The organism is Proteus sp. FME41 (genome assembly GCF_014897315.1).
Lineage (GTDB): Bacteria > Pseudomonadota > Gammaproteobacteria > Enterobacterales > Enterobacteriaceae > Proteus.
This window is the reverse complement of the sequence record NZ_JABUYL010000008.1, coordinates 144,172-170,001: the sequence shown is the minus strand read 5'-3', so window position 1 is coordinate 170,001 and position 25,830 is coordinate 144,172. Positions and strand designations below refer to the sequence as shown.

19 protein-coding genes are annotated in these 25,830 nt (G+C 40.7%); 7 read left to right on the top strand and 12 right to left on the bottom strand.

Translation table 11 applies throughout. The features are described from left to right. Nucleotides 1-45 precede the first annotated feature (45 nt). The 5 genes from chbC (at nucleotide 46) to chbG (ending at nucleotide 4,985) form a co-directional block, all read left to right on the top strand. Nucleotides 46-1,404, top strand: a complete 1,359-nt coding sequence (gene chbC / locus INT04_RS09690) for a PTS N,N'-diacetylchitobiose transporter subunit IIC (RefSeq protein ID WP_193015931.1) — start codon at nucleotides 46-48, stop codon at nucleotides 1,402-1,404. A gap of 60 nt (nucleotides 1,405-1,464) precedes the next feature. Next, complete coding sequence (gene chbA / locus INT04_RS09685) at nucleotides 1,465-1,812, top strand: PTS N,N'-diacetylchitobiose transporter subunit IIA (RefSeq protein ID WP_193015929.1); 348 nt, start codon at nucleotides 1,465-1,467, stop codon at nucleotides 1,810-1,812. A gap of 10 nt (nucleotides 1,813-1,822) precedes the next feature. Then, nucleotides 1,823-2,671: a transcriptional regulator ChbR gene (chbR, locus tag INT04_RS09680; protein ID WP_193015927.1), complete on the top strand. Its 849-nt coding sequence runs from the start codon at nucleotides 1,823-1,825 to the stop codon at nucleotides 2,669-2,671. Between the two features lie 161 nt (nucleotides 2,672-2,832). Beyond that, complete coding sequence (locus tag INT04_RS09675) at nucleotides 2,833-4,188, top strand: 6-phospho-beta-glucosidase (RefSeq protein WP_193015925.1); 1,356 nt, start codon at nucleotides 2,833-2,835, stop codon at nucleotides 4,186-4,188. Between the two features lie 35 nt (nucleotides 4,189-4,223). Further along, the gene (gene chbG, locus INT04_RS09670; protein ID WP_193015924.1) at nucleotides 4,224-4,985 is read left to right on the top strand and encodes a chitin disaccharide deacetylase; all 762 of its coding nucleotides are present in this window, start codon (nucleotides 4,224-4,226) and stop codon (nucleotides 4,983-4,985) included. A gap of 222 nt (nucleotides 4,986-5,207) precedes the next feature. Here chbG and INT04_RS09665 read toward each other — a convergent pair whose 3' ends face one another. The 12 genes from INT04_RS09665 to INT04_RS09610 all read right to left on the bottom strand — a co-directional run bounded on the left by INT04_RS09665 (nucleotide 5,208) and on the right by INT04_RS09610 (nucleotide 22,983). After that, nucleotides 5,208-5,759 carry an Ail/Lom family outer membrane beta-barrel protein gene (locus INT04_RS09665; RefSeq protein WP_193015922.1) on the bottom strand — a complete coding sequence of 184 codons (552 nt, stop codon included), beginning with the start codon at nucleotides 5,757-5,759 and terminating at the stop codon, nucleotides 5,208-5,210. A 259-nt stretch (nucleotides 5,760-6,018) separates the two neighbouring features. Then, nucleotides 6,019-6,507, bottom strand: a complete 489-nt coding sequence (locus tag INT04_RS09660; RefSeq protein ID WP_226894051.1) for a hypothetical protein — start codon at nucleotides 6,505-6,507, stop codon at nucleotides 6,019-6,021. A gap of 17 nt (nucleotides 6,508-6,524) precedes the next feature. Beyond that, on the bottom strand, nucleotides 6,525-7,208 hold the full coding sequence (locus INT04_RS09655) for a hypothetical protein (RefSeq protein ID WP_193015921.1): 684 nt from the start codon (nucleotides 7,206-7,208) through the stop codon (nucleotides 6,525-6,527). A 24-nt stretch (nucleotides 7,209-7,232) separates the two neighbouring features. Further along, complete coding sequence (locus INT04_RS09650) at nucleotides 7,233-8,789, bottom strand: SUMF1/EgtB/PvdO family nonheme iron enzyme (RefSeq protein WP_193015919.1); 1,557 nt, start codon at nucleotides 8,787-8,789, stop codon at nucleotides 7,233-7,235. After that, nucleotides 8,779-10,014, bottom strand: a complete 1,236-nt coding sequence (locus INT04_RS09645) for an ABC transporter permease (RefSeq protein WP_193015918.1) — start codon at nucleotides 10,012-10,014, stop codon at nucleotides 8,779-8,781. The genes INT04_RS09650 and INT04_RS09645 overlap by 11 nt, the downstream gene beginning before the upstream one ends. Then, nucleotides 9,995-10,687 (bottom strand): ABC transporter ATP-binding protein, encoded by a 693-nt coding sequence (locus INT04_RS09640; protein ID WP_193015916.1) that lies wholly within the window; start codon nucleotides 10,685-10,687, stop codon nucleotides 9,995-9,997. The genes INT04_RS09645 and INT04_RS09640 overlap by 20 nt, the downstream gene beginning before the upstream one ends. Further along, the gene (locus INT04_RS09635) at nucleotides 10,687-12,690 is read right to left on the bottom strand and encodes a vWA domain-containing protein (RefSeq protein WP_193015915.1); all 2,004 of its coding nucleotides are present in this window, start codon (nucleotides 12,688-12,690) and stop codon (nucleotides 10,687-10,689) included. The genes INT04_RS09640 and INT04_RS09635 overlap by 1 nt, the downstream gene beginning before the upstream one ends. Before the next feature lie 9 nt (nucleotides 12,691-12,699). Beyond that, on the bottom strand, nucleotides 12,700-13,716 hold the full coding sequence (locus INT04_RS09630; RefSeq protein WP_193015914.1) for a hypothetical protein: 1,017 nt from the start codon (nucleotides 13,714-13,716) through the stop codon (nucleotides 12,700-12,702). 3 nt (nucleotides 13,717-13,719) lie between these two features. Further along, complete coding sequence (locus INT04_RS09625) at nucleotides 13,720-16,428, bottom strand: putative virulence factor (RefSeq protein ID WP_226894050.1); 2,709 nt, start codon at nucleotides 16,426-16,428, stop codon at nucleotides 13,720-13,722. 2 nt (nucleotides 16,429-16,430) lie between these two features. Continuing rightward, nucleotides 16,431-19,415, bottom strand: a complete 2,985-nt coding sequence (locus INT04_RS09620) for a virulence factor SrfB (protein ID WP_193015912.1) — start codon at nucleotides 19,413-19,415, stop codon at nucleotides 16,431-16,433. A 3-nt stretch (nucleotides 19,416-19,418) separates the two neighbouring features. Beyond that, nucleotides 19,419-20,894 (bottom strand): SrfA family protein, encoded by a 1,476-nt coding sequence (locus INT04_RS09615; RefSeq protein WP_193015911.1) that lies wholly within the window; start codon nucleotides 20,892-20,894, stop codon nucleotides 19,419-19,421. A 571-nt stretch (nucleotides 20,895-21,465) separates the two neighbouring features. After that, entirely contained in the window at nucleotides 21,466-22,983 is a 1,518-nt protein-coding gene (locus tag INT04_RS09610; RefSeq protein ID WP_193015910.1) for a vWA domain-containing protein, read from the bottom strand. A 433-nt stretch (nucleotides 22,984-23,416) separates the two neighbouring features. Between INT04_RS09610 and INT04_RS09605 the strand changes: the two genes are divergently transcribed. Both INT04_RS09605 and nikA read left to right on the top strand, forming a co-directional pair. Further along, entirely contained in the window at nucleotides 23,417-24,199 is a 783-nt protein-coding gene (locus INT04_RS09605; protein WP_193015909.1) for a class I SAM-dependent methyltransferase, read from the top strand. Between the two features lie 15 nt (nucleotides 24,200-24,214). After that, a complete protein-coding gene (gene nikA, locus INT04_RS09600; RefSeq protein WP_193015908.1) occupies nucleotides 24,215-25,789 on the top strand; it encodes a nickel ABC transporter substrate-binding protein in 1,575 nt (524 codons plus the stop codon). Nucleotides 25,790-25,830 lie beyond the last annotated feature (41 nt).

Here is a 25,830-nt window from a genome sequence, read left to right as displayed (position 1 = left end):
TTTCAGCAAGCCGAGCAATTAGCGGCATTTTAAGGGTATTTTTCTATGAGTAAGTTCATTGGTTCACTTGAAAAGGTACTCCTTCCTTTTGCGGTTAAAATTGGAAAGCAACCTCACGTTAATGCCATTAAAAATGGTTTTATCCGTTTAATGCCGTTAACCCTTGCAGGGGCAATGTTTGTACTTATCAATAACGTTTTTTTAAGTTTTGGTGATGGCTCCTTCTTTTATTCTCTAGGTATCCGCCTTGATGCATCAACAATAGAAACACTCAACGGGTTTAAAGCCATCGGGGGGAACGTCTATAACGGTACATTAGGTATTATGTCATTAATGGCACCGTTCTTTATTGGGATGGCATTAGCTGAAGAGCGAAAAGTTGACCCGATTGCGACGGGGTTACTCTCTATTGCAGCCTTTATGACAGTAACACCTTATAACGCAGGCGGTGCTTATGCCGTTGGCGCTAACTGGTTAGGTGGGGCAAATATTATTTCAGGTATTATTATTGGTCTTGTTGTCGCTGAAATGTTTACCTTTATTGTTCGTCGTAATTGGGTTATTCGTTTACCTGATAGTGTACCCGCGTCTGTTTCACGGTCATTCTCTGCACTGATCCCAGGTTTTATTATCTTATCGATTATGGGAATTGTTTCGTGGGGATTAGCAACATATGAAACCAACTTCCATCAAATTATTTTAGATTCTATTTCAACACCATTAGCGTCTATGGGGTCTGTCGTGGGTTGGGCGTATGTCATTTTCACATCTCTGCTGTGGTTCTTTGGTATTCATGGATCGCTCGCACTTGCGGCACTTGATAGTGGCATTATGACGCCGTGGGCGTTAGAAAACGTGTCAATTTATACTGAATATGGTTCTGTAGAAGCTGCACTGGCAGCGGGTAAGACGTTCCATCTCTGGGCGAAACCAATGTTAGACTCCTTTATCTTCTTAGGGGGAACAGGGGCAACGCTGGGGCTTATCATTGCTATCTTTATCGCATCACGCCGTGCCGATCATCGTCAAGTGGCTAAACTGGCATTGCCAGCAGGTTTATTCCAAATTAATGAGCCGATTATTTTTGGTCTACCTGTGATTATGAACCCAGTGATGTTTATTCCTTTTATTCTGATCCAGCCTATTCTTGCTGCTATTACCGTGACGGCTTATTACTTAGGGATAATCCCACCAGTAACTAATATTGCACCATGGACGATGCCAACGGGACTAGGGGCCTTCTTTAATACCAACGGCAGTATCGCTGCACTGTTATTAGCGCTGTTTAACCTGGGTGTAGCAACACTGATTTATCTTCCTTTCGTTATCATCTCAAATAAAGCACAAAGCGAAATTGAGAAAGAAGAGAGTGAAGAAGATATTGCAAATGCGTTGAAATTTTAAGTCATAGAAAAAGAAGTGCAGAGGTTTCTCTGCACTTTTCAGAGTCAAAGAGGATATACGATGTTAGATATTGAAAATGCAGTAGAAAGCAGTGCAACAGAAGATGAATTTGAAGAGATAGTTATGGGGCTTATCATTAATTCGGGCCAAGCGCGTAGTGTGGCTTATGGAGCATTAAAAAAAGCCAAAGAAGGGGATTTTGACGGCGCGAGAAAGTTAATGGAACAATCTCGTGAAGCCTTAAATGAAGCCCATAAAATACAGACACGCTTAATAGGTGATGATCAAGGTATTGGAAAAACCAAAGTCAGCTTGGTATTAGTTCACGCACAAGATCATTTAATGACATCAATGTTAGCCAGAGAGTTAGTCACGGAATTAATCGAGCTACATGAGAAGATAAAATAAGGTGAATACGGTGGTGGAGTCGTTGAGAGCACAAAGTGAAATACGCATGGTCTATGAAGATCAGCTATTTAATGGCAAAAATTTTCATGTCTTTATTTATAATAAAACAGAAAGTGTCAGTGGACTGCATCAACATGATTATTATGAATTCACCATTGTTTTAACAGGGCGTTATTATCAAGAGATTAATGGTAAAAAGATTTTATTAGAGCGTGGCGATTTTGTTTTTATTCCCATTGGCTCTCATCATCAAAGTTTTTATGATTTTGGTGCAACTCGAATTTTAAATGTTGGTATCAGTAAAGCCTTTTTTGATAAACATTATCTCTCGTTATTACCTTCTTATTTTATTGCTTCACAGGTTTATGAATTAAAAAATGAGTTCCTCTCTTATATTGAATCTGTTATTAGCTCATTAAATTTTCGCCATACTGAATTTAATGAATTTATTGAAATTGTCACCTTTAATGTGGTGAATAGATTACGACACCATCGAGATAATCGGATTGAAGATGATATTCCTTTATGGCTAAGAGACACTGTAGTCGAGATGCATGATAAACAAAAATTTGGTGAAAGTGCACTTGTTAATATGGTGATGTTATCAGGGAAATCACAAGAGTATTTAACCCGAGCAACACGGCGTTATTACGATAAAACACCCATGCAAATTATTCATGATATTCGAATTAATTTTGCAAAAAGACAATTAGAAATAACAAATTATTCGATAACCGATATTGCTTTTGATTCTGGCTATAGTAGCCCAAGCCTATTTATTAAGACGTTTAAAAAAATAACGTCATTGACACCAAATAGTTATCGTAAAAATTTGTGCAGTATTAAAGAAACAAACTAATTCATTATTAAGCGTAAGAAATTAATCGGTCATAAAGGTTAATTTTATTTTAAATAGAGAAGAACAAGAAAATAAATTTATTTTCTTTAAGGACTCTTTACGCCTTAATTTCGCCATTAATACACAAATAACAGCATTATTGTGCTGTATGGGAGTATTTTATGAGTCATAAATTAAAAATCGTTACCATTGGTGGTGGAAGCAGTTATACGCCTGAATTACTCGAAGGGTTTATTAAGCGCTATCATGAATTGCCGATCACTGAATTATGGTTAGTGGATGTAGAGGAAGGAAAAGAGAAACTCGATATTATTTTTGCGCTTTGCCAACGCATGGTAAAAAAAGCGGGTATTCCTTTAACTATTTATAAAACACTTAATCGCCGTGACGCATTAAAAGATGCCGATTTTGTTACAACACAATTACGTGTTGGGCAATTAAAGGCAAGGGAGCTTGATGAATCTATTCCTTTAAGTCATGGCTATTTAGGGCAAGAAACTAATGGTGCGGGTGGGTTATTTAAGGGCCTACGCACAATTCCTGTTATTTTCGATATTATTAAAGATGTTGAAGAAATCTGCCCTAATGCGTGGATCATTAACTTCACAAATCCTGCTGGCATGGTAACAGAAGCTGTCTATCGTCATACCAATTTTAAGAAATTTATTGGGGTGTGTAATATTCCCATTGGTATGAAGATGTTTATTACGGATGTTCTAAACTTAACCGATAAAGATGAGCTGTCGATTGATTTATTTGGCTTAAATCACATGGTGTTTATTAAAGATGTGATTGTAAATGGTCAATCTCGTTTTCCTGAATTATTAGACGGTGTGGCTTCAGGGACATTAACTGCAGGCTCAGTAAAAAATATTTTTGACTTACCGTTTAGTGAAGGATTGATCCGCGCTCTTAATATGCTGCCGTGTTCTTATTTGCTCTATTACTTCAAGCAAAAAGAGATGTTGGCTATTGAGATGGGGGAATACTACAAAGGCGGTGCTCGCGCTAAAGTCGTACAAAAAGTCGAGAAGCAACTGTTTGAGTTGTATAAAGATCCGGACTTAAATATCAAACCAAAAGAGCTAGAATTACGGGGTGGTGCTTATTATTCAGATGCTGCCTGTGAAGTCATTAACGCGATTTATAATGACAAACAAGCTGAGCATTATGTGAATATTCCACATCATGGCCATATTGATAATATCCCTGCAGATTGGTCGATTGAAGTGACAGCAATTTTAGGGCGAGAGGGGGCTAAACCTCATCCACGTTTAACGCATTTTGATGAAAAAGTGATGGGATTAATTCATACCATCAAGGCTTTTGAAATCGCAGCCAGTAAAGCGGCTATTAGTGGTGAATTAAATGATGCTTTATTAGCGATGAACTTAACGCCACTGGTACTTTCAGATAAAGATGCAGAAGTACTCACACGTGAAATGTTATTAGCGCATAAGGTGCATTTACCGCATTTTGCCAAAGCGATTGCTGAATTAGAAAAAAATACGCATTAATTGCAGATAGGTAGAAATAAAAATAAGGAGACAGAATGGCGGGTTTATTAATTGTGAATGCCGATGATTTTGGATTGAGCAAAGGCCAAAACTACGGTATTGCAGAGTGTTTTCGTCATGGTGTTGTCAGTTCAACTACGGCACTGGTGAATGCGCAAGGGATTGAACATGCAGCACAATTACGTCATGAGTTGCCCGGTTTAGGTATTGGGCTTCACTTTACGTTGACGATGGGTAAACCGCTGTCTCCTTTGCCTTCTTTAACACGAGAGGGAGTGCTAGGAAAATGGGTATGGCAAATAGCAGAAGAAGACAATTTACCGTTAGATGAAATTTGTATTGAACTTAATGCACAATATCAACGCTTTATTGAGATCTTTGGTTGCGAACCCGATCATATCGATAGCCACCATCATGTGCATATGTTTAAGCAAATTTTTCCTATTGTGGCGGCGTTTGCCAAAGAAAAATCATTACCGATGCGTGTTGATAGACCACTTGCACACAAAGAAGGGATTGATACTCAAGGTGTGATAAGTAGTGATGGTTTTGATAGTCAATTTTATGGTGATGAAATTACACAAGCTTTATTTTTAAAGGTACTTGATGAATCGAAAGCGCGTCATGAGGACTCTATTGAAGTCATGACGCATCCTGCTTTTATTGATAACCCATTACGCACAAGTGGCTATTGTTTTCAGCGTTTAACAGAGCTTGACGTATTAACAGATAGCGCATTAAAACACGCTATTTTGGACAGAGGTTATCAGCTAGGCACGTATCAAGATTTAATGTAGTGGTTTTTAGGCAGTCGGTGTCTGTGTTATGCCCTGGTGTGGGTCTTTTGGATATTATAATTTAAATCGTTTTTTGCCTCTGTTTTTAATTAAACAGAGGCATTTTTGTTTTTACGTGTTTTCATTAAGTAATAATAATTAAATTACTGAAAAGTAATTGCTTTCTTTTAATGTGAAAATAAAATAAGCACATACCATAAAATAATATGTGCTTTATATTAATTAAAAACGATAACCGATATTAGCAACAAAGCCATCTAAAACAATTCGATTATCGCTATCTTTAAATTTAAAGCGGCTATTTTCATAACCAAGAGAAATCGACACCATTTCTGCGGGATTAACGATTAAGCCAGCTCCCCAACTAAATGCATTTTTCTTTAATTTTTTCAATTCTGAACTTTCAGATTTAAATTGAATTTGGCTCATACCCGCGGTGCCATAAACACTGATAATATCATTTAGACGTAATGTAGGGCCTGCCATGACAGAGTAATAACGTGCATTCACATCTTTAAAAAAAGTATTAACCGGTTTATTTAAATCATATTCATTTTGTGCATAAGTGGCTGTTGCTAAAATACCAAATTGTGAATTTATTTCTTGGCGAATAGAAAAAATACCACCGTGCATTGGGTTTTGTCCCGCCATTTTAACTTGTGCATAACCCGCTGAAAGTGTGGTTTTATCAAGTTTAAAATCATTTTGAGCATAAACAGAAGAGGTAGCCAATAAGCTACTAATAAATAAAGTTGATAGTAATTTTTTTTTCATTAGTTATATCCCATAAATAAAAAAAGGAGAACGTATTATGAAGCGGGGGGATTATAATAATGAGTTTGTTTTTAATGGAATAAAAAAGAGTACATATAGTTAAATAAGGTTATTTTATTAAAGTGTCTATTTAATTATTAATAATACTATTAAACAATTAATATAAATTGAATATAATTAGTAATAGAAACCAATAATAAAACGAAAAAGTAGATATAAAAGGAGAAGGCTCTCTATTATCTAGAGAGCCTTTGAGGATTTATTTAAGACCTAGGTCACTTTGTAGACTAATGACTTGATTTTGTAAGTTCTCTAACTCAAGCTGTTTTTCCATCACTGATTTTGATGGATTGTTTTGTGCCGCTTTCATTTGCTTATCAATTTCGTTGATCTGCTTTTGAATATCATTTTGCCCTTTGGTTTTTTGGCGAATTTGATTTAACAGATTATTCATTGATTGGCTTAATGCGCGTTGACTTGCTTGTTTGCTTTTGAGATCAGCATTAGTCTGTTGTTTTTCTTTCTCAATGGCCGCAAGAACCGCTTTAAACTCGGTGTTTAATGCTTGCTCATTACCTAAAACAGCCTTTTTCTGCTCAATGCGATTATCGTAAGTTCCTGAATAATTACAGTTAAATTTAGTAATTATACTGACGTCACCGGTGGTTGGATCGCAATCAGCAGGGTTAGTGACACAACCACTTAATAGTAAGGTCATACCAACAAGGGAAAGCGGTAAAAATTTCATTATCATCCTTTTTAACGTTAACTAAGTCTTATTGCCGTGCGTTGGGTATAAAGGCTATCAAGTTCTTCTTGTAAAGAGGTGACTTGTTTCTTCATCCCATTAATTTGTTTATCAAGTTGCGCCGTCTTTAGGCCATCTTGACGGCTTTGAGCTGCAATATCTCGCCATTCACCTTCACGTTTTTTCATATCCGCTAAACGAGAGCGTAATGCTGCGATATTGGCATCAATGCCTTTCAATTGTTTTTCAGCCGCCGCTTTATTCAAGCGTTGCTGTTTCATATCTTGCTCAATTTTTGCCAGTGCTCTCTTATCATCAGCAATAACAGCTCTTGCAGTGTTTGAGGCACTTCGTAGATGCTGATTTTCTTTTTTTACATCCTCTATCATAGAGTTAAGCATCTCTTCTTTAGAGGCATAATTTTGGCGTTTATTGTCTAAATAGGCATTTGCACCGATACCAACACCGCAACCCGCAACGGCGGCGATAATCATACAGGCACCTTTGTTATCAACATTCGCCACCAGGCAACTTAATGCGCCAATCGCGGCACCTCCCGCACAAGCCCCAATGCCGGATTTGCTGAAAAACTCCATATCACTGTTATTTTTCAAACGAGGATCAGCACCGCTATTACTTTGACATCCTGTTAAGGCCAGTATGGCACTAATGCCAAGTACAGCCATGAGTCGTTTATTCATACCACACCTATCCCAAAGTCTCTGTTATTGTTTTTTGCACGCTTCAAGCCATTCATTCCGTGAAACTTTACCGTTAGCCCAATATCCTTGGAGTCCCTGCATATACGTTGAAAGGTACGTATTTAAATTTGATTTGCCTCTGGCTTCCATTAATTGGCGTACAACGTCAACTTGTGGCTTAACCAAAGAAGCATCATAGGTGGTTGCCATATCCACTAATGTGTCTGCGTAATAGCTCACCACGAAATCGAGTGTTTTTTTATGTTCGTTGACCTGCTCTTGACGTCGCTCGCAGGTAGTATCTTTCGTCTCTGCGGGACAGTTTTTTTCATGCAGGGCGATCAATCGGTCATAAAATTCGCCATCATCTTTTAATTTGGTACATAAAAAAGCACCAAGTTGCAGAGACGTTCGGATAGCCTGATCACGCTGTTCATCCCGTAGTTGTGCATTCGCCCGTAAGGTATTTTTTAATTCAGCCAATTGTTTTTTGAGTGCTTCATCTTGCACTTGGGTTGATAGCGTATTCAGGCTATTAATAGAATTATCGCTTGCTGTTTTTGATTTATCGTTAGCGGGTTTCTCATTCCCTAACTGTTGCCACTCTTTTTCGATTGCTTTGATTTTGTCGCGTGATGTCAACGCTGGGGCAACAATGGCTAAACGAAAGCCTGTGTATTTATTTTTATTTGCACCGGTGTCGGTGTAATAAGGTGCTTCTTGGCGCCATGAACTGCGCATCTCGCTTTCTGGTGTTAAATAACTGCCTCCGCGTACAATAAAGCCACCCGCTTGTCCGTGTAAGCGGTCGAGTTTATTTAATCGAAAAGGCTCAAACATCATTTCAGCGACATTACCTAACATGTCATGTAAGCCTAGTGGATTGGGAGATAACAACCCCGTTAGCTGTAATGAGCCATTGGCAGATTGACTGCCTGCGGACCAAAGATAATTTTTTGTGCCTTCTGGCATTGGAAAACGGGTATCCCGAAATTCTGAAGCAGACACGTTCAATCCACCTCGTACTGCAAATTCCCATTCAGTTTCGGTTGGTAATCGAGCAAAGCCTTTTGCGCCATCTTCCACCGGTAATGCTTCGGGATGATGGCTTCTTAGCCATTGGTTGTATTGGTCAGCGAACTGCATGGCTTCATACCAACTGATATTTACTTTGGGTAAACGTAATTTATTTGAGGCAACAGGACACTCTTTGGTATTCAGCACACTTTGCATCGCATTATATTGCAGATCTGTGACAGGATATTTCGCCATCAGATAATAACGGCCTTTTTCTTTACCTTTTAATGGAAAGCTACCTGCAATATGTTCTGCTCGTGATTGCTCTAAATAACCCCATTCATCACCTTCTTGCCCTAAGGTCACACTGTAGTCTTGTAATGGCTGGCTAAGTGGAATTGCCACTTGGCGAAAGACCATCGTGCCTTCACAAGGGAAGGGTAATATCACATCATCAGGTAAGGCTTTTGGGTTAACGAATTTATCATCCCATTTGGCCGATGCCGTAAAACTGCTAGCTAACAGCGCAAATGATAAAGTTAAAAGCGATAAATTAAATTTCACGTAAGCTCTCCGCAGGTTCAATCGAGACGGCGCGTAGCGCACCAATACTGGCAACCATTAAGGCAACCAGTAAAGCACTGCACATGGCAATCAATAAATCCCCAAACGTTAACTGGCAAACAAAGGCTTGTTCAGGTAAATGTGTGCCTAATAATGTGGTAAATAAGGTGCTACCAATCCCATACAGCCCAAGGGCTAAGATAAAGGCAATGCTGGTTAATAACAGCGCTTGCAACACAATATATAAAGAGACTGCAAACTGACGAAAACCCAATAGGCGTAATACCGCCATGTCTTTACGTTTACGGTCAATATTGGCAAGAAATGCGCCAATTAATGAGGCAATACAGCCTAATAACGACACCCATGCAATCACAGAAAAAATAACATTAAGGACATAACTAATGGCCTTTACCGAATCTATTTGGCTTTTCTGTGTCATCACATCAATGTGTTGTTGCCGAAACCAATCATCTAATGGTGCGATGGCATCTAAATTTTTGGCATAAAGGCGAGCTTTAGCAAACTGTATTCTTGGTTTTGCTTCTAGCCCTTGAGTTACCCCAAAAAGAGGGGCTTGATAACCATCACGGTAATCTTCCATTGCGACTAAAACATCAAGAGAAACAAAGGCAGCTGCTCTTGAGAATTTGCTATCGCTGATAATGGCACCAACAGTAAAGGTACGTTTTGCGCGTTCATTGACGCCATTAAGTTTACGGCTGATAAATAAGCGAACATTGTCGCCAACGTTAGCCTGTAGTTTTTGTGCCGCATTGGCAGAAAGCACTAAGGTGTCTGCATTTTTGGGGATTGCCACACCTTCTAATAAAGGATCATTGTTTGCTGTCGGAATAATTTCCGCATTATCAATAAAATGTTGTCCATCAATCACAATATCAGCTTGTGTATTTAAGCTACGTGTTAATGGGATAATAAAACGGACCTCATCTTTCTGCGCAACCTCATTAAACCAACTTTGTGGATAATTACCATTGCCTAACATACGTATTTCGAGGTTACGTGGATCATTAAGAAGCTGGTTATGGAGTTGCGTCACAATGCCATTTTTTAATCCAAACAACAGTAGCAGTGGTGCAATAACCGAGACTAAAGAGAACACAATACATAATGCGACTTTGCGATCATAAATTAAGTCGCGCCAAGCAAGTGAGCTGAGTAAGCCAAGGCGATTAGGATTGGCGCTATTGTTTGATAAAGACACTACCGCCTCCTTCTAGTTGTGCGTGATAATGGCTAAACCCAAAACGCTCGACTAAAGCCCAATCGTGGCTAACAACCAGTGCGGAGATTTCCAATTGTTTCACCATCTCCACAATCAGTGTATATAGCGCTTGCGCATTATGGGGATCAAGGGCAGCCGTGGGTTCATCAGCAAGCAATAAGGCTGGCTCGTGTGCAATAGCGCGAATAAACGCCGCACGTTGACGTTCTCCAATGGAAAGTTGGCGAGGAAGGCGAGTTAACAATGGGCGTAATTGCAGGTAGTCAATTGCATGATCAAGCCACGCAGAGTGCGGTGTTAATCCCAGCATTTTGCGAGGTAATTGAATATTTTGTATGACAGTTAAAAAAGGCAGTAACCCGCCATTTTGAAGCATAAAGCCTAATTTTTCTGCGCGTAATGATGCGAGTTGTGCTTGCTCATTACTTAGTACGGCTTGTGTGAGAGTTAAATCATCATCGAGTTGAAAATGGGTTAATTCATCAGGACGTAAAATAAGCCCGATCATTTCCAACAGAGTGCTTTTTCCACAGCCACTTAATCCTGTTAGCGCGCCAATTTCCCCTTTTTCAAGAGTCAATGAAGGTAGCGCAACACGAAAACCCTGTTGCGCATCACCACGCGTAATTGCCATGCCTTCAATCTGGATCATTAAGGCAAGTTTTCCAACGGAACAGGGTAAACGTGATCGCGCGGATCGCTTTGTGGCGCAAGGGATATCCAACGATCAACGTCTTCGTTATAACGTTGATAGTATTGCAACTTAGTATTAAGTCGGCGGATAAATTTCTCTTGTGCAAGACCATCCCAGCTTTTCCATGTCTCTTCGTCTAAGGCGAGCACTTCACTTAGATAAGGGAGATTTTCGACGTATTCCCCCAATAATCCCATTTCACCTAATTTGGTGGCAGAGCCTTGTTTGATTTGATTAGGATCGTTACCCATAGTGGCCGCAATCGAACGCAAATCAGAAAACATGTTGTCAGGTGAAATTAAACCTTCGTTAGCGGCATTAACGATTTTTTTCATGACATCACTTAAATCGCTCAGCTCGCTTTTGGTCAGTAAAACCTGCACTTCGGTGGTTGGGATATTTTGCTGTAATAAATCGCGATCACTTATCCATGCTTTAAAAACAGGTGGGGCTTTGGTGCCTTGTTTTTCACCTAAGTAGGCTAAACGCATGGCATAACCTAAGTCGTGAGCATCGTTGAGCAAGGTATCAGTTTCTTTATCTTTGCTATAAGACGGATCGGCATTTAAGGCACTGCCTACGGTGGCTTCACCCCGATACGCTGTCTGAATTTGTGTGGTGATAGCAGTGGCTAAACTGTCTACCATTTTACCAAAACTGTTTACATCCCCTGAGTTGATAGGGTAGTAAAGTGATTTGTGTAAGAACGGGTTGAGCGTTAATGCCTCATATTGTGCTTGTGCAGACGCATGATTTTTCGCCCCTGAAGGGGTTTTTAAATGCAAAGTATAAAGTGCAACGCCCCGATAAGCCGCTTCTTGGCGAATTTGCTCGGCATCGAGTTTGGTTGATGAAAGAGGGTCATCAGCTGTTAATGCGCCCGCATCCGTAATTAAAATAACGTAACGTGCACCAAAGCGAGTCCAATCAACATCATCCAGGGCTTGCATAACCCCTGCATAGGCATCTTCATCAAAACGACTACTTGAAACTTTGGCTTGGCGTAACTCTTTTACTTTATTCAGAAAATCAGGACCATCTTTTACATCATTGGGGTTAACAAATATTTTGCTGTCATATTCCAATGCAGGTACGGCTTTGATATTAGAGCGAAACGCGACAAGTCCAAATTTCACTTTATCCAACATCTTATCTTTTTCGACTTGTGCATAAACCTTTTGAATGGCTTCTTTGGTTCTATCAATGTAAGGATCCATTGATATGGTCGAGTCGATAACAAACACGACTGCCGCAGAAAAACCTTGCATCATATTGTCAGCATCTTTGCTGTCAGGCGTTGCCGGTTTTGTATTGTTTGCGGTTGCATTCGTATTCTGTGCGTCTTTGCTGTCTTTGGTTTGTGAAGAGACAGACGCCACATTGAGTACACGCACTTTGTAGCCCGCATCAGTAAAAACTTCATCTGAACCTAGTACAGGTAACAGATAAAAATTACTTTTCTGATCAATCATAGTATCAGGCTCTTTAGCTAAAACAGCCGGATTGACTTTTTGATTTTTGATATCTGCTAAAAAAGGTTGATACTGTTTTTCGGGCGTCGGGCTTTCAAGTAAGCCTTCAACCGTTTGCTTATCTTTGAAAAACAGCATGGGGTTACGGCCGGCAGGGTTAGTAAACGCGAGTGTTAACTGCATTTTCCATTCAGATGTGCAGCTTGCATCCATCCAACCGCTAATATGGCCTAAGCTATCAGGGCCAACTTGTAACCATTCATTGGCACCTTGTTTTTGACGCTGATAAACATAGAAACGGCTAAAGGCTGGTTGCTCTTTACCTGTTGCGCCAATCTTGTCAGCCACTTGGCAGCCGGGATAAGTTAATACGCGTTGATAGAGGGTCTTTTTACCCTCTTGTAATAGCGGTTTTTTCTCTTCGGCACTCGCGGGTGCGGTCAGAATTAAACCACTGAGAATAAGAGTAAGCCAATGTGCCTTTTTCATACGACTTTCCTATTTTTTCAGGGCATCAAGACGCATTTTTGCGTCACTGTTTTGTGAGTCGTGATTAAGAACCGCTTCATACCAGTAAATTGCGGTTTCTTTATCTGCGCTGAAACAGCCTTGTGCAGAGGCGGTAGCTGGATCGTATTCACGAGCATAATTTAGCGCTATTTCAACATCACCCGATTGCGCTTTATAAGCATATAAACGCTGAGCAATATCACATTGATTGCTTTGCTTAGCATGTTCAATAGTTTCAATAATGGTTTTACTATCTGGCTGGCTCTGTATGCAATTTTGCACAAAGGCGAGTGCCGTACCTGACTTCATATTTTCAACACTGCATGCACTGAGTGTCGATGGCTCTGGCGTTGGTTGTGGTGCAGGCTCACCCGCCGGGTTACCTCTAAGTAAGAAGAACCACGTTAAGATACCCGCTAAAATTAAGATCAGGATAATCGCTAAAATTAAGCCAATTTTTGATTTTTTCGGCGCGGGTGGTGGTGTTGGGCGTTGTGGGGGTTCATCCACGTTAATTTCAGGGATAATTAGCTCGGGTTCTGGCTCCGGCTCGGCGGCTTTGATAGGCTCTGGCTCTGGTGGTGTCTCAACAATTGGCGCGGGTGGAACGGGTTGATTATCTAGCGTTGCTGTTGATTTTAATGCTTCACTTTGGCCTAGTGCTTGAGACGCTAACACACCATCACGAATACGTAATCTACCGATATCTTGTGTTTCATTATCGTCTTTTAACGTAAATTGATACGCCATTTGTAAGTTGCTGACTAACGGATCAACCAAGGTTTTATCAAGAACGATTTGATAGCCATCATCGGCGTCTTCAAGAGAAAGCTGGTGGAAAAAGGCATTACCTACCCATTCCCCTTTATCATTTAAGAAATAGCGATCTTGGTTACGCTGAATACTTAAATAAACAGGGGAAGCTTCACCTTCCCAATTACGAATACTTAATACCGCAAAGCCAGGACGAGCAGGTTGTACGGGTTTTAATTCTGGATTAAACACGAATTATGACTCCACGACGGATGATTTCATGGTTTGAATAATTTGACCTAACAGTGCGTTTTGTTCAGCACTGATTTCTCTTCCCGCAGAATGCCCCGCATTCTCAGTAATAATCGCGGATAAGGCGATAAGCCAATCAAACACAAATAAAAAAGTATAGTTAACAGGGTTGGTGGGTAAGCGGACTAAACGCTCATCATCACCCCATTGCACGCTAGTGTTATCAGGTCGTTCAAAGATTTTATGACCAGCATTGATTTTGCTATCTGGTTTCTCAACACCTACATCTTTGAAATTAAACCACGTAATAAAATCACCCAGCACATTATAAACACGAGAGGATTGCTGTTCAGCTAAGTCATCACGACGGGCAATAGCTTCTGTGCCAGCAAGGGTTTTCAACATACGCTGTTCAACCCCAAGACGATTAATTGCAGTGATCAGCTCATCAACTAACATCACCATAATTTCTTGGTCAATGCCTAAGTAGGTTAACAAAGTGCTGTTATCAGGCAGGCTACGCAGATGGTTTATCCATAGTGCCATTACTTTTTTAGGGTAAGTAACCTCATTGCCGTGACCTTTAGGGGCTTCATCTTCTTCTGGTACTAGAGAGATTGGTGCATCGCTAAACAGATCGAAAGTGGGTTGCTCCATAGCGGCAAAGGCGGAAACAGGGGCTTGTGTTGCTTTCTTGTTATCTGAAAGGGTATCGACAACCTCTTTTTCTTGCATATACAGGTCGTAGAGAGATTTACGAGAAGGCAGCAGGTAATCCAGTAACGCGCCTTGTAAATACGGGCGGCTTTGCATAAAACGTAAAATCGTGGCGGCGTTACGGCGTTTGACTTGTAACTCTTCTTCTCCACCCGATTGATACCATTTTTCAAGATGGTGACCGATTAAATCACGTTGAATTTCGTGTAATTGCTCGCTAATACGTTCAAGTTTCAGTGATTTTAAAGCAACAGTTTCAAGATAATTGGCAAGACGTTGCATTCCGCCGTCGTTAAGCGACAACATGGCATCCCATGCTTGGTCGGGCTCACGAATATAACGTTGGACCGTTTCATCTTCTGCAAAGGTTTTTTTCATTAGGTGCAACTGTGAAACATTGTCTTCGTTTAAAACGATTTCTTTGCCATTGCTGATTTGAATAAAGGGGGTGGGTACGCCCGGTTTACGTACTAAAAAGGTATTATTAAACGCCTCACCATTGATCCAATCCGATGACATCCATTCGTATTGACCAAAGCGCTCTAACATCGCCATTTTGATCATTCCCCCTTTACCCCATGATTGACGCAGCAAGGCTTCATTCATGGTTAAGGAGTTGGTGATACGCATATCAAACATGGTCATCGCCCAAATCAAACCTGATGGTCGTTTAGCGCGGGTTTGGGCATCTTTACCTTGTGTGTTATTGATCCATTCTGTGAGTACAGCACCCACTTCTTTTACATCTGATTGCTTGTTGGATGCGGTACAGACCACCAGCACATTCATCTCTTGGTTATCGGTATAACGTTCAAACAGATAGGCAACTTTACCTCGCAGAATAAGCTGAGCGAGTGGGTTTGCGCTGTCATCATTCACTTGACGACGCACATCTGCCATAGTTTCAACCCCTAAGCGCCCGCGATAACCCGGAAAATCAAGGAGTTCAACATGTTCAAATAGGGCTTTGCTGGGGGCATCTAATAATGGCACGACAAGCTCAACAGTTAATGCGGTCAGTTCAGCTAATGACAGTGTGACAGGGGCATCAATACGATCCCCATGAACCGGGCAAATACTTATTTGATGGTCATTGGCCGTATTCAGACGCTCTAACATATCGACGTTCATAATACTGTCGTTTTGTACTAACACACCGTCTTGTTCTTTGACTAAAGCAGAAAGTGGAGCCAAAACTAATGGTGCATTGCCTAAAGAGGCCAGTGTGGTACTAAAACGCTGATAAGCAGATGTCAGTTCTGCAATGTCGCCCCATAACACTGAAAATAACTTAGCACGTTGGGCTATGCTGAGATAAGGCGCTAATTCAATCGCTTTAGGCCAATAGGTTGTTGCTAATTTCTTCTGGCTTTTTTCGGCGTGACGTTGCAGGTAATCCCATAATGAAACAACGTCATCATGCGTAATACTTGCAACAGGTGTTGCGCTGCGCTGTGAACTTAATGAATTGATTAAACGTGAAATTTTTTCTTCATCTAATTCAAAATCAATTTTTTCCTGATTGAAGTCATACAAATAAGCATTGGCAAGAATTTTGATAATTTCAATTTCGCTAAAAAGGTGTAGCTCTACTGGAAACTCTTGTGTGCCTTTGGTGCTTTTACGGCTAAAGCGAGTCACTAAACCGGTTGCTTCTTTACCGCCACCCGGTGGATTGATATGGTCGATAAAATCGAGGGTTTTACCCGCCATACTGGTTCTTAAACGACCATCTTGGCCCGCAGCAAGTGCTGAAATTAGGTACGATTTTCCTGCTTGTGATAAACCAAAAAAGCCAACTGACATTGGGTTTTGTGTCGCTAAGCTGAGGTTTTTCGCCATATTACGACTACGACGTAGGCGATAGATCAAGCTATCGGCTTCTGTGTTTAAGCGCGGTGCATTGCCTCTTACCGCGGTAATCCAGTCAATGGCTTTACCTGCGCCTTGATAAATGGCATCCCATTTGGCTGTTAATTGTTTTTCATCCATCATATTCATTTACCTAATACACTCCCGCTATCCAGCCAATAGGATGTTTCACCAATACCACTGTCTGCTAATGTATTGAGTTTAAAACTTAATCCACTTTTATTGGCGTTGCCTTTGCTATTGATAAGCTCGACTTCTTCAATACGCAATTTTTCAGACTTGTTGTCATCGTTATGGCTAGAGGCTCCACGTTCTTCTCCTAACTTAATATGCAACACGCTATCTTCTTGGCTTAATTGCTGTGCCAATTTGGGATTTTTAATACGCAGTGTATAAAGCGGAGACGCAGGCCAACGGGCGTTATCTAATTGACGGAAACCTAAGCGGATCCCACCTCTGACTTCAAAGTAGGTATCCGGATCAGGCTCAAATTTATCCTGAATATCACGGTAATAAACGTCATTATCAGAAATCGTGTTGTTATTATCCAACATCCCTAAATAACGTACTGTTGAGTAAGTTTTAAAGTTACCTGTTGAGAAATAGAAGTTGAGTAAACGGGCATTTTCAGCCATTAAACACAACATTGCACCGACAGCCGCCGTTGATTTCGGATCGTCAATACGGCCTTTTTTATTGAACGGATACCAGCCCCCTGTTTTGTAACCATGTAACGGCAAAATACGAGAAGGCGGTACGGGCTGTAATACTTTTAACAGTGCTTGAATACCCGGCAAGCGAGAAGGGCGACCCGTTAGCAATAAAACATCACAAGAGTAGTAATAGAGCACTTCACACAGCGCTTTTAAACTGCGGGTGATGTTAATGCGTTCACCTGAAATAAATTCAGTGTGCAGTTGTGCAAAGTTAATTTGTACAGGCACATTTAAAATAGAGAAGCTCTCTCCGCCACCCAGCTCTTTATTGGTAGCATCGTCAATATAACGACGCACATGCTCTGTAGGTTGAACACCGAGCAATTCGCCAAACGTGTTGTTAATGCCTTCGTGAGGCACTAATGGATCGTAGTTTTCGTATTGGCTTAAAATACGCAACCCAATAGGGTTGAAGATTTGTAAGGTAAGCTGTTGACGCAACACTTGCTGACCCGCATCTAAACCTTCACTGCCAAAAAGTGAAGACATCAGTGCATCGGCATCCGAGATACCCGCGTCGGTTAATGCCGTACGCAATGCAGGTAAGACACATATTTGGATGATATCTAATAAAATATCATCACCCGCAATTTTGAACCCTTCACGAAATAATTGTGTTGGAATAATTTTGACGTTACTGCCTGTGCCTGTATCCAGTTTATAACGTGTGATAACAAGGTCAGTTGTTCCACCACCAATATCAATTGAGGCAATTTTGAGTGTGCTATCGCCCGTTAATACGCGGTTATCTTCACGCACTTGGCTGGCAAAAAAAGCCTCAGTGCGTTCACCAAATTTAATTTGCGTTTCGTTATAGAGATAAACCAACTGACCACAAGTGGCTTCATCCCATTTAACGTGGATATTGGGCATTGGTATACGGCATTGCACATCTTTGCCATCAAAATTCAGTTTGTCGTCAGTCGGGTCCCAATTCATGGCTTTCCAAATCAACCCTAATGCATTTTCCATGCAGGTTTCAAAAATGGCGCGCTCAGGTTTTGGCATTGCGGGTGGAATGGTCAAAATGATATTGCGTAATTGACGAGGTGCACTGGCGTGACTCATTTTAAGGCGTTGAGCTGGACTGTTCATTTGCGTTAATGCCTGTGCTAACACTTCGGTTAACATCATGGTCATTAATGAACTACGGGTATAGTTTGGCGTAAATACCGGCATGCGAAAGTCAGGCTCTAAACGGAATAACGGCTCACCGTGATCGTTAAGCAGATAGGTCATCGGGACGGCTGTTGCCAATGGTTCTCTGTCGGTTTGGCCAAAAGAACGGCTAAAGCGCCAACCCGGAGAATACGGTGAATCATCCCATAAATAGCGTTTAGGGCTTGAAATACCGGTTGAGCCTTCAGTTCCTAAGCGTTGTGCTGCCATGCGATTCGCTTCTGGCCCGACACGACCAATGGTAGGCCACATAAAAGCATTGTTACGACCACTGCTCACCGAGAAATCTTGTTTACCAAATTCCGCTTGCGCAAATTCAACACGGCTTTCAAATGGCTCGTTATAGATTTGGAATGGGTGACTTAAATCACGCAATGTCATTTCATAGAGTTGCGTTAACCCTTTGTTATCATTGATGTGATCTTCAATTAAAATACCGCATGTGCGCGAGTTACCCACGTCAAGGATAAGGTCAACTTCAATTGCGGGCTCTTGCGGTTTGGTTTCGTTGATTTTGATTTCAGGTAAACGAAGTTTCTCACCTAAGATATTGAGTAAATTGAGATAATGCGCCTGATGTTGAAACTCTTTAAGCGCTTCCTCAAGTTCATCATGGTATATCTTGGTGACTGCCAGCGCTCTTTCACTAAAAACTTCCTTTAACCAACCATCAATCCACGGTGTTTCAAGGAAGTTTTCTACTTCATAACCTAAATACGCCAGCGCAAAAGCGACACCTGAACGAACATCTTCTTCGTTTGGCGCCAGATACGCAGTATTGGTACGATTAGGCTCAATACGGGTATCAAATGCCACGACAACACGGTGAGTATGTCCGTCTTCATCGGGTTCTGGCAGTTGGTGAAACATCATTCTTACCCAATTGTCTGGGCCTTGAGAAAATGCACGCGGAGGATTAAAACGGAAAAATGGCACCGGTAGCCACGTGTCATTTAATAAGTTTAATGACTCATCTAGAGAAAAACTAAACTCTGCTTCTCTTGGGGTTTGTGGTTGATTTTTGGGTGCAGGGTAAAGGTAGTTATCATCTCGTTCATTATAGATGAGTCGCATTAACGGGCCGTTTTCGCCTTTTTTAACAAACTCACCGTACTCTTTGCGCTGTGGTAGCGTAAAGCCAAAATCCAGAAACTGAATATTACTGTCACGGATAAGGGTAATTTTATCTTTATAATCGGTCAGTGGCGCTAACATGAATTAATTATTCTCCCGCTTCATTGATAATGGGAATGGCTGACTGTTCTCATATTTCCCTTGGCAATCAGCAATATTTTGACTTCCTGGTTGGCAAATAATATTTGGCATCAAATAGTTTGAGCCATCACTACACAGAGCCTGACCTTGGTTATTAATATTCAGTCCACCTTGATTAACGGCTGCGTTAACAGGGGCTTTGCAGGTCACGCCATCACTGCGTGTCATCACAACTTGACCTTTACCATTATCTAATTGGTAATTTAGGCTCAGTGGTTTACCTGTTTTTTGATCTTGAATACCTGCGCCTGCTTTCCATTGGCCATTAAGGAATTGGGTTGAGCCATTGGCTAACGCATTCGCAGGAAGCGTCAGTGGTGTTGTGTTATCAGCCGTGGTGGGTGGCGTGACATCTGGTGGTGCATTAGGATCAACCGGAGGATTAGCGGTATTGTTATCATTCCCTGCATTTTGAGGAGTATCTGTTTTCGGTTGCTCATTTTGTGTCGCAGGATCAACTGGAGGAAGATTGGGTTGTTGCGCATCATCAGGCAACGCGCCCTCAGGTAATGCCCCTTGGTTATTGTCTGTCTGAGGATCAACCACCGGTAATCCAGTATTAGGATCGACAACGGTGCCTGCATCAATACCACTATCAATTACTTTCCCATTAGCATCAACAGTACCTAGTGTTCCTGTGTTAACCGTTCCTGTCGGTACACCAACTGTGTGACCATTAGTCACCACTGTAGGGACTGTGGGTTTTTCGAGCGTAGGGTCAGGCAATTTAGGTACTTCAATATCTGGCGTTTTAATATCGACCGTAGGTAACGTTGGCGTTGAAAAACAGCCTCTTAAAAAGAAAATGGCTAATAAAAGTAATAATAAAGGTAACAGCCACCATAAAAAACGCCACCAAGGGCGCTTAGTGTCAGTAATAATAACTTTTTCTTGTGTGGGTGGAACCACTGTTGATGTGGGTGCGATTGGCGCAACAGCAGGCTTTAAGCAAGCAACAGGGTCAACTCTCAGTTGTTGATTGGCCGTGACAAAACCCCAAAAGGTTATAATAGGCTGACCATCAACAATAAAAATATGGTTTTCGTCAGGAAATTGGATGGTTTTACTGAGTAGCGCACCAAAAAGCTGACTCTCTTTATTACCGTCTCTTTTCTGTTCTTGTTCACTAAAGGCAATTAAATCATCTTGATTCTTTTTTAGCACAGCATAAGCGGCAGTACGTTCTTCTTCAGAAGCCGCAGACCAAGGAATAACAGAGCCATCAATCGGTGAATACCAATCAATACGTTCGCCAGTTTCATTTGGCTGAGGAATAGCAAGGCATTGAGAAATATGCGCCTTTCCTCTTAAACGCAGAGTTTCACGTAGCTGTAAGGCAGAGATATAAACAGCCTGTCCATTTTCTCCCATAGGGAGGTAACTTTCTAATTTACCACTTCGTAAGAATGCTTTATTCACGACGATCATTCCGCTAGGTAAGATTATCTATGGGTAAGTTGGCTTATCCGTAAATAGGCTTTAAGGCTAAAAATAAGATATAAAATTTATATACATTTTATATTATCAGAAATTGGGTGTCTATCTAGCGGATTATTTCGAGTTAATTAACTAATTATTATTAAAGGATTTTTTATTTTTCTTGAGCGAAAGGGGGAATATAGAGACCCTCATTTTGATATTTAAATAATGACATTACAGATTGCGCTATATTTTCTTAAATATATGGCGAAAATAACCAATATATTGGTATTTGCACGAAAAAATAAGGCAATAGAGTGAAAAAAAGACAAAATATAAAAGAATAAACGCTCACTTTAAATAAAGTGATTGTGAGAATACTCACAAATAGGCTTATTCTAACCTGTAGAAAGATCACAAAAATGCACAATTAAGGAATCGTCTTAAATAGATGAGAGATTGGATTGACGCATTTTAATATAATAATAGTGTGCTCACGCAGAGTAAAAAGTTTCACCCTCAATGTTTAATCAAAGAGGGTGAGATAAATATTAGAGATTGTAATCAAACATTATTTACAGTTTTTCGGAATATAGTCTTCAATCGCTTTTCGAGTCATTAAACTCACTTCGTTAGCATTACGAGCAGTAAATACTTTTCCGCCGGTTGCATTCGCCACACAATTACCTGCACCCGTACCCAAAATATCCACCACATTAATGACAGCACGAGGATGTGCACGTTTTAATGCTCTGGCAGAAGCACAAGGATCCTCATCACATGATTCTAAACCGTCAGATAACAGCACAATAATGGTGTCACGATTATTGCCTTTGATTAAAGAGCCCGCTCGTTGAATAGATTCGGCTAATGGTGTGCCGCTATCAGGTTCAATACGTTTAATATAGTTAAGCAATTTTGAGCGTTCATTACCGCCATAAGCTGGACTTGATTTTACGACACCGCAGTCTGATGCCACAACGGTAGTAATCTTCATATCTGAAGGAATACTATTAATAATCTTTGTCGCCGCATTTCTTGCCACGGTGATCCGTCTTGGTTCGGCATCATAGCCCGCGAAGAGTTTTCCTGTGTTTGCAATAAAGTCTAAATCATCTTCTGTTAAGCTCATACTCAACGCCATTGAGCCTGAAGCATCAAAGATAATAATTACTTGAGGTGCCAGTTCTGGTGGGCGATCTGCTGGGCACATCTGCTTTATCTTACTGGCTAAGCGAGTTTCACAGGTTGCATTAGCTGTCTTTTCTGTCACACCCGCTTTTTTTAATTCATCTTGTACACAAGCTTCTAGTGGTGTGAGTTTTTTCACAGGCACAGGTTTGGGCACAGGTTTTGGCTCAGGAATAGGTTCAGGTACTGGAACGGGTTCAGGGATCGGCTCTGGAATAGGTTCTGGCTCAGGAATAGGCTCCGGCTCAGGTGCAGGTTCGGGTTTTGGTGGTATTACGACGGCAGGTTTTTCTTCCACAACAGGAGGAACGGCCTTGGGATCAAAACACCCTTTTAGCCAAGATGCCAATAAAATTAAGAACAGCAAGAACAAGAAGAGTAATAGCCAACGTAACCAGCGATTGCGTGTTTTTGCTGGCACATCAGCGAGTGCGGCACCCGCAGCTGCGGCACTTGCACCGGCGGTAACTTGTGCAATGGGTGGTGGTAATGGGGTTGTGCGAGGCCACCATGTAATAACGGGTTGCCCGTTAATCACATACACGCTTTCGGTATCGGGTAAAGTAGAGGCCGTATCTAAAAGGTGGCGCTCTTCGTCAGTGATCCTATTTTGTGATGCTAATAATGCCGTTTGGGTTTTAATATCGTTAAGGCGTTCATCTAAAATACGTCTTATCTCTTGTTGTTCTTGCCCTTGTAACGAGGATAAAGCAACAGGGTTACCTGAAACAGCGGAGTACCACTCAATCACCTCATCCGATTTTTTCTCTGGCGTGGCAAATAGCGCACGATACTTCGTCGGAAAATGTTGCGTCAACAATTGAAGCAATTGTTGTTGATGAGTTAAGGCAAAATCGGCACGGGTAATATCAGCCGTTAATCGTGAAATTCGATTCATATTTTAGAGAGCCTTCGTGACGGCTATATTCGTTTAAAGAGAGAAAATTAAGATATCAATATTATTGACTATAACGGTTTTATTAAAAAGGTGAAATTAATGTGTTCACTTTTTTAAGATAAGGCAAAATAAATTTTTATCGCGGTTTATTTCCTCTTTTGTTGCTAAATTCGCTCAATTTATTTCTCTATTATTACAGGTGAAATAATCTATTTGCTTATTTCTCTTTTCACCCTTTAGGATGGTGATTTTATGTTCAAGGTGAAGATCGCAAATCAATCAATTTACGCCATTAAGTACTGATGAACATTGATATAGCACATAGAGCATCTTAGGGTTACAGGGTATGTTACCCATACAAAAAATGAGTCTAATTATTCGCTTTTAGGGGAAATTATTCCTCTTTTTACGCTGATATAACCGCAGGTTTCTGATGACAAATAAAATAAATAATAACCCATTACTTAATGATGTAACTCGCTACTGGAATATCAGAGCAGAAAGTTACAGTGAGTCTAATCAACAGGAATTGCTGAGTGAGAAACAACAGAAATGGCGTCATTTATTATTGGGGCATGTTAAAGAAGGTGAAACCTTAAAAGTCCTTGATATTGGTACAGGGCCAGGTTTTTTCGCTATTTTATTAGCGTTATCGGGCCATGATGTGACGGCAATCGATGCCACTGAAGGCATGTTGCTTGAAGCTAAACAGAATGCACAAACGCACAAGGCGAATATTCAATTTATTCGTGGTGATGTGCATCAACTGCCATTTGCTAGTGAGCAGTTTGATCTTGTTGTTAGCCGTAATGTCACTTGGAATTTAAAAGCGCCTCAAGAGGCTTATGCCGAGTGGTTTCGTGTATTAAAACCGGGTGGCAGTTTAATTAATTTTGATGCTAACTGGTATTTACACCTTTTTGATGAACATTATTGGCAAGGTTTTGTGGCAGATAGAGCGCGTTCAGTAGAAGAGCAAGTTGAAGATCACTATGTGAATACAGATACCAAAGAGATGGAACGCATTGCGCGCCAACTCCCATTAAGCCAAATAAAACGTCCTCAATGGGATATTAATACCCTGTTAGAGGTCGGTTTTAACCGATATATGATAGATACTTGTATTGGTGATTTTGTGTGGAACGAAGAAGAAAAAATTAATTACGGGTCAACACCGATGTTTATGATCCATGCACAAAAAACAATACATAAATAATAAAAGGAGAATAACGTGAAACCCTTATTTGCAGTGCTCCCAACACTATTACTCTCATTGGCATGTGCATTTCCTGCGTTGGCAGATAAAAGCAATAATATGTTGGATTACGCCAGCACAAAAGATATTCGTGATATAAATCCGCATCTCTATTCTGGCGAGATGGCAGCACAAAACATGGTATTTGAATCGTTAGTGTTAAATACCGAGAAAGGCGTTGCACCTTATTTAGCGGAGCGTTGGGATATCTCCCCAGAGGGTAAAAGTTATACCTTTTACTTACGCCATGATGTGACGTTTAGTGATGGTGAACCGTTTGATGCGAAAGCAGTAAAATTAAACATTGAAGCAGTATTAGATAACTATGAACGTCATGCATGGTTAGAGTTAGTTCGTCAAATTGATAATGTTGAAATTGTTGATGAATTTACCGTTAAATTAAATCTAAAAAATCCTTATTACCCAACACTAACGGAATTAGGCTTAACACGTCCATTCCGTTTTATTTCGCCTAATTCTTTTATTGATGGTAAAACAAAAATGGGCGTTGTGAACTATATTGGGACAGGGCCTTGGATATTAACTGAGCATAAAAAAGATCAATACGCAGAATTTAAGGTTAACCCGAATTATTGGGGCGAAAAGCCCGTATTAAATGGCGTAATGTGGCGGGTGATCCCAGACAGACAAACCATGTTACTTTCTCTGCAAAAGGGTGATATTCAGCTTATTTTTGGTGCAGATGGCGATATGTTAGATATGGATTCATTTGAGGCTCTTATGGCATCAGATAAATTCAAAACAGAAATGAGCGCACCTATTGCCTCACGCGCCATTGTGTTAAACAGCAGTCGTGCCATGACCTCAAGCCAAAAAGTTCGCCAAGCGTTGCAATATGCGGTTGATAAAGACGGTATTGCACAAGGTATCTTAGCAGGCAGTGAAAAAGTGGCTGATACCTTAATGGCGCGCAGTGTGCCTTATTGTGATTTTAGTTCGCCAACCTATACATATCAGCCAGCTAACGCGGTTGAATTATTAGAAGCAGAAGGCTGGTTATTGCCAAAAGGTGAGACAATTCGCGAAAAACAAGGTCAGAAGCTGCAATTATTGCTCTCTTACAATGTAAATAACGCTGTAGAGAAAGAGATAGCTGAGCTTATTCAAGATGACTTTAAAAAGATTGGGGTTGGTTTAACGATCTTAGGTGAAGAGAAACAAGCCTATTTAGACAGACAAAAAAATGGTGATTTCGATTTACAATATTCACTTTCATGGGGAACACCTTACGATCCGGCATCTTTTGTTTCGTCGTTTAGAATACCGGCTCATGCCGATTATCAAGGACAAAAAGGGTTAGCAAACAAAGCACAGCTAGATGCCATGATTGGTGAGCTGTTAATTACACCTGATGAAACACGCCGTCAGGCATTATATAAATCCTTGTTTACGTCACTAGCCGATCAAGCGGTTTATATCCCATTAACGTATTCTCGTACTAAGGCAATTCACCGCAGTGAATTAGATAATGTGGGCTTTAATCCGTCTCAATATGAAATACCGTTTGAAAAAATGCACTTTAAGCCTTAATTAAAGCGCTAATCATATTAACTCAGAGAAGTGTGGCACCT

What these genes read in the sequence shown, in the direction of transcription:
- INT04_RS09610 (WP_193015910.1), bottom strand. Translation starts at nt 22,983, where the DNA reads ATGAATCGAATTTCACGATTAACGGCTGATATTACCCGTGCCGATTTT.
- INT04_RS09605 (WP_193015909.1), top strand. Translation starts at nt 23,417, where the DNA reads ATGACAAATAAAATAAATAATAACCCATTACTTAATGATGTAACTCGC.
- chbG (WP_193015924.1), top strand. Translation starts at nt 4,224, where the DNA reads ATGGCGGGTTTATTAATTGTGAATGCCGATGATTTTGGATTGAGCAAA.
- chbA (WP_193015929.1), top strand. Translation starts at nt 1,465, where the DNA reads ATGTTAGATATTGAAAATGCAGTAGAAAGCAGTGCAACAGAAGATGAA.
- INT04_RS09675 (WP_193015925.1), top strand. Translation starts at nt 2,833, where the DNA reads ATGAGTCATAAATTAAAAATCGTTACCATTGGTGGTGGAAGCAGTTAT.
- INT04_RS09620 (WP_193015912.1), bottom strand. Translation starts at nt 19,415, where the DNA reads ATGTTAGCGCCACTGACCGATTATAAAGATAAAATTACCCTTATCCGT.
- INT04_RS09640 (WP_193015916.1), bottom strand. Translation starts at nt 10,687, where the DNA reads ATGATCCAGATTGAAGGCATGGCAATTACGCGTGGTGATGCGCAACAG.
- INT04_RS09660 (WP_226894051.1), bottom strand. Translation starts at nt 6,507, where the DNA reads ATGAAATTTTTACCGCTTTCCCTTGTTGGTATGACCTTACTATTAAGT.
- INT04_RS09655 (WP_193015921.1), bottom strand. Translation starts at nt 7,208, where the DNA reads ATGAATAAACGACTCATGGCTGTACTTGGCATTAGTGCCATACTGGCC.
- INT04_RS09625 (WP_226894050.1), bottom strand. Translation starts at nt 16,428, where the DNA reads ATGATGGATGAAAAACAATTAACAGCCAAATGGGATGCCATTTATCAA.
- chbC (WP_193015931.1), top strand. Translation starts at nt 46, where the DNA reads ATGAGTAAGTTCATTGGTTCACTTGAAAAGGTACTCCTTCCTTTTGCG.
- INT04_RS09635 (WP_193015915.1), bottom strand. Translation starts at nt 12,690, where the DNA reads ATGAAAAAGGCACATTGGCTTACTCTTATTCTCAGTGGTTTAATTCTG.
- INT04_RS09665 (WP_193015922.1), bottom strand. Translation starts at nt 5,759, where the DNA reads ATGAAAAAAAAATTACTATCAACTTTATTTATTAGTAGCTTATTGGCT.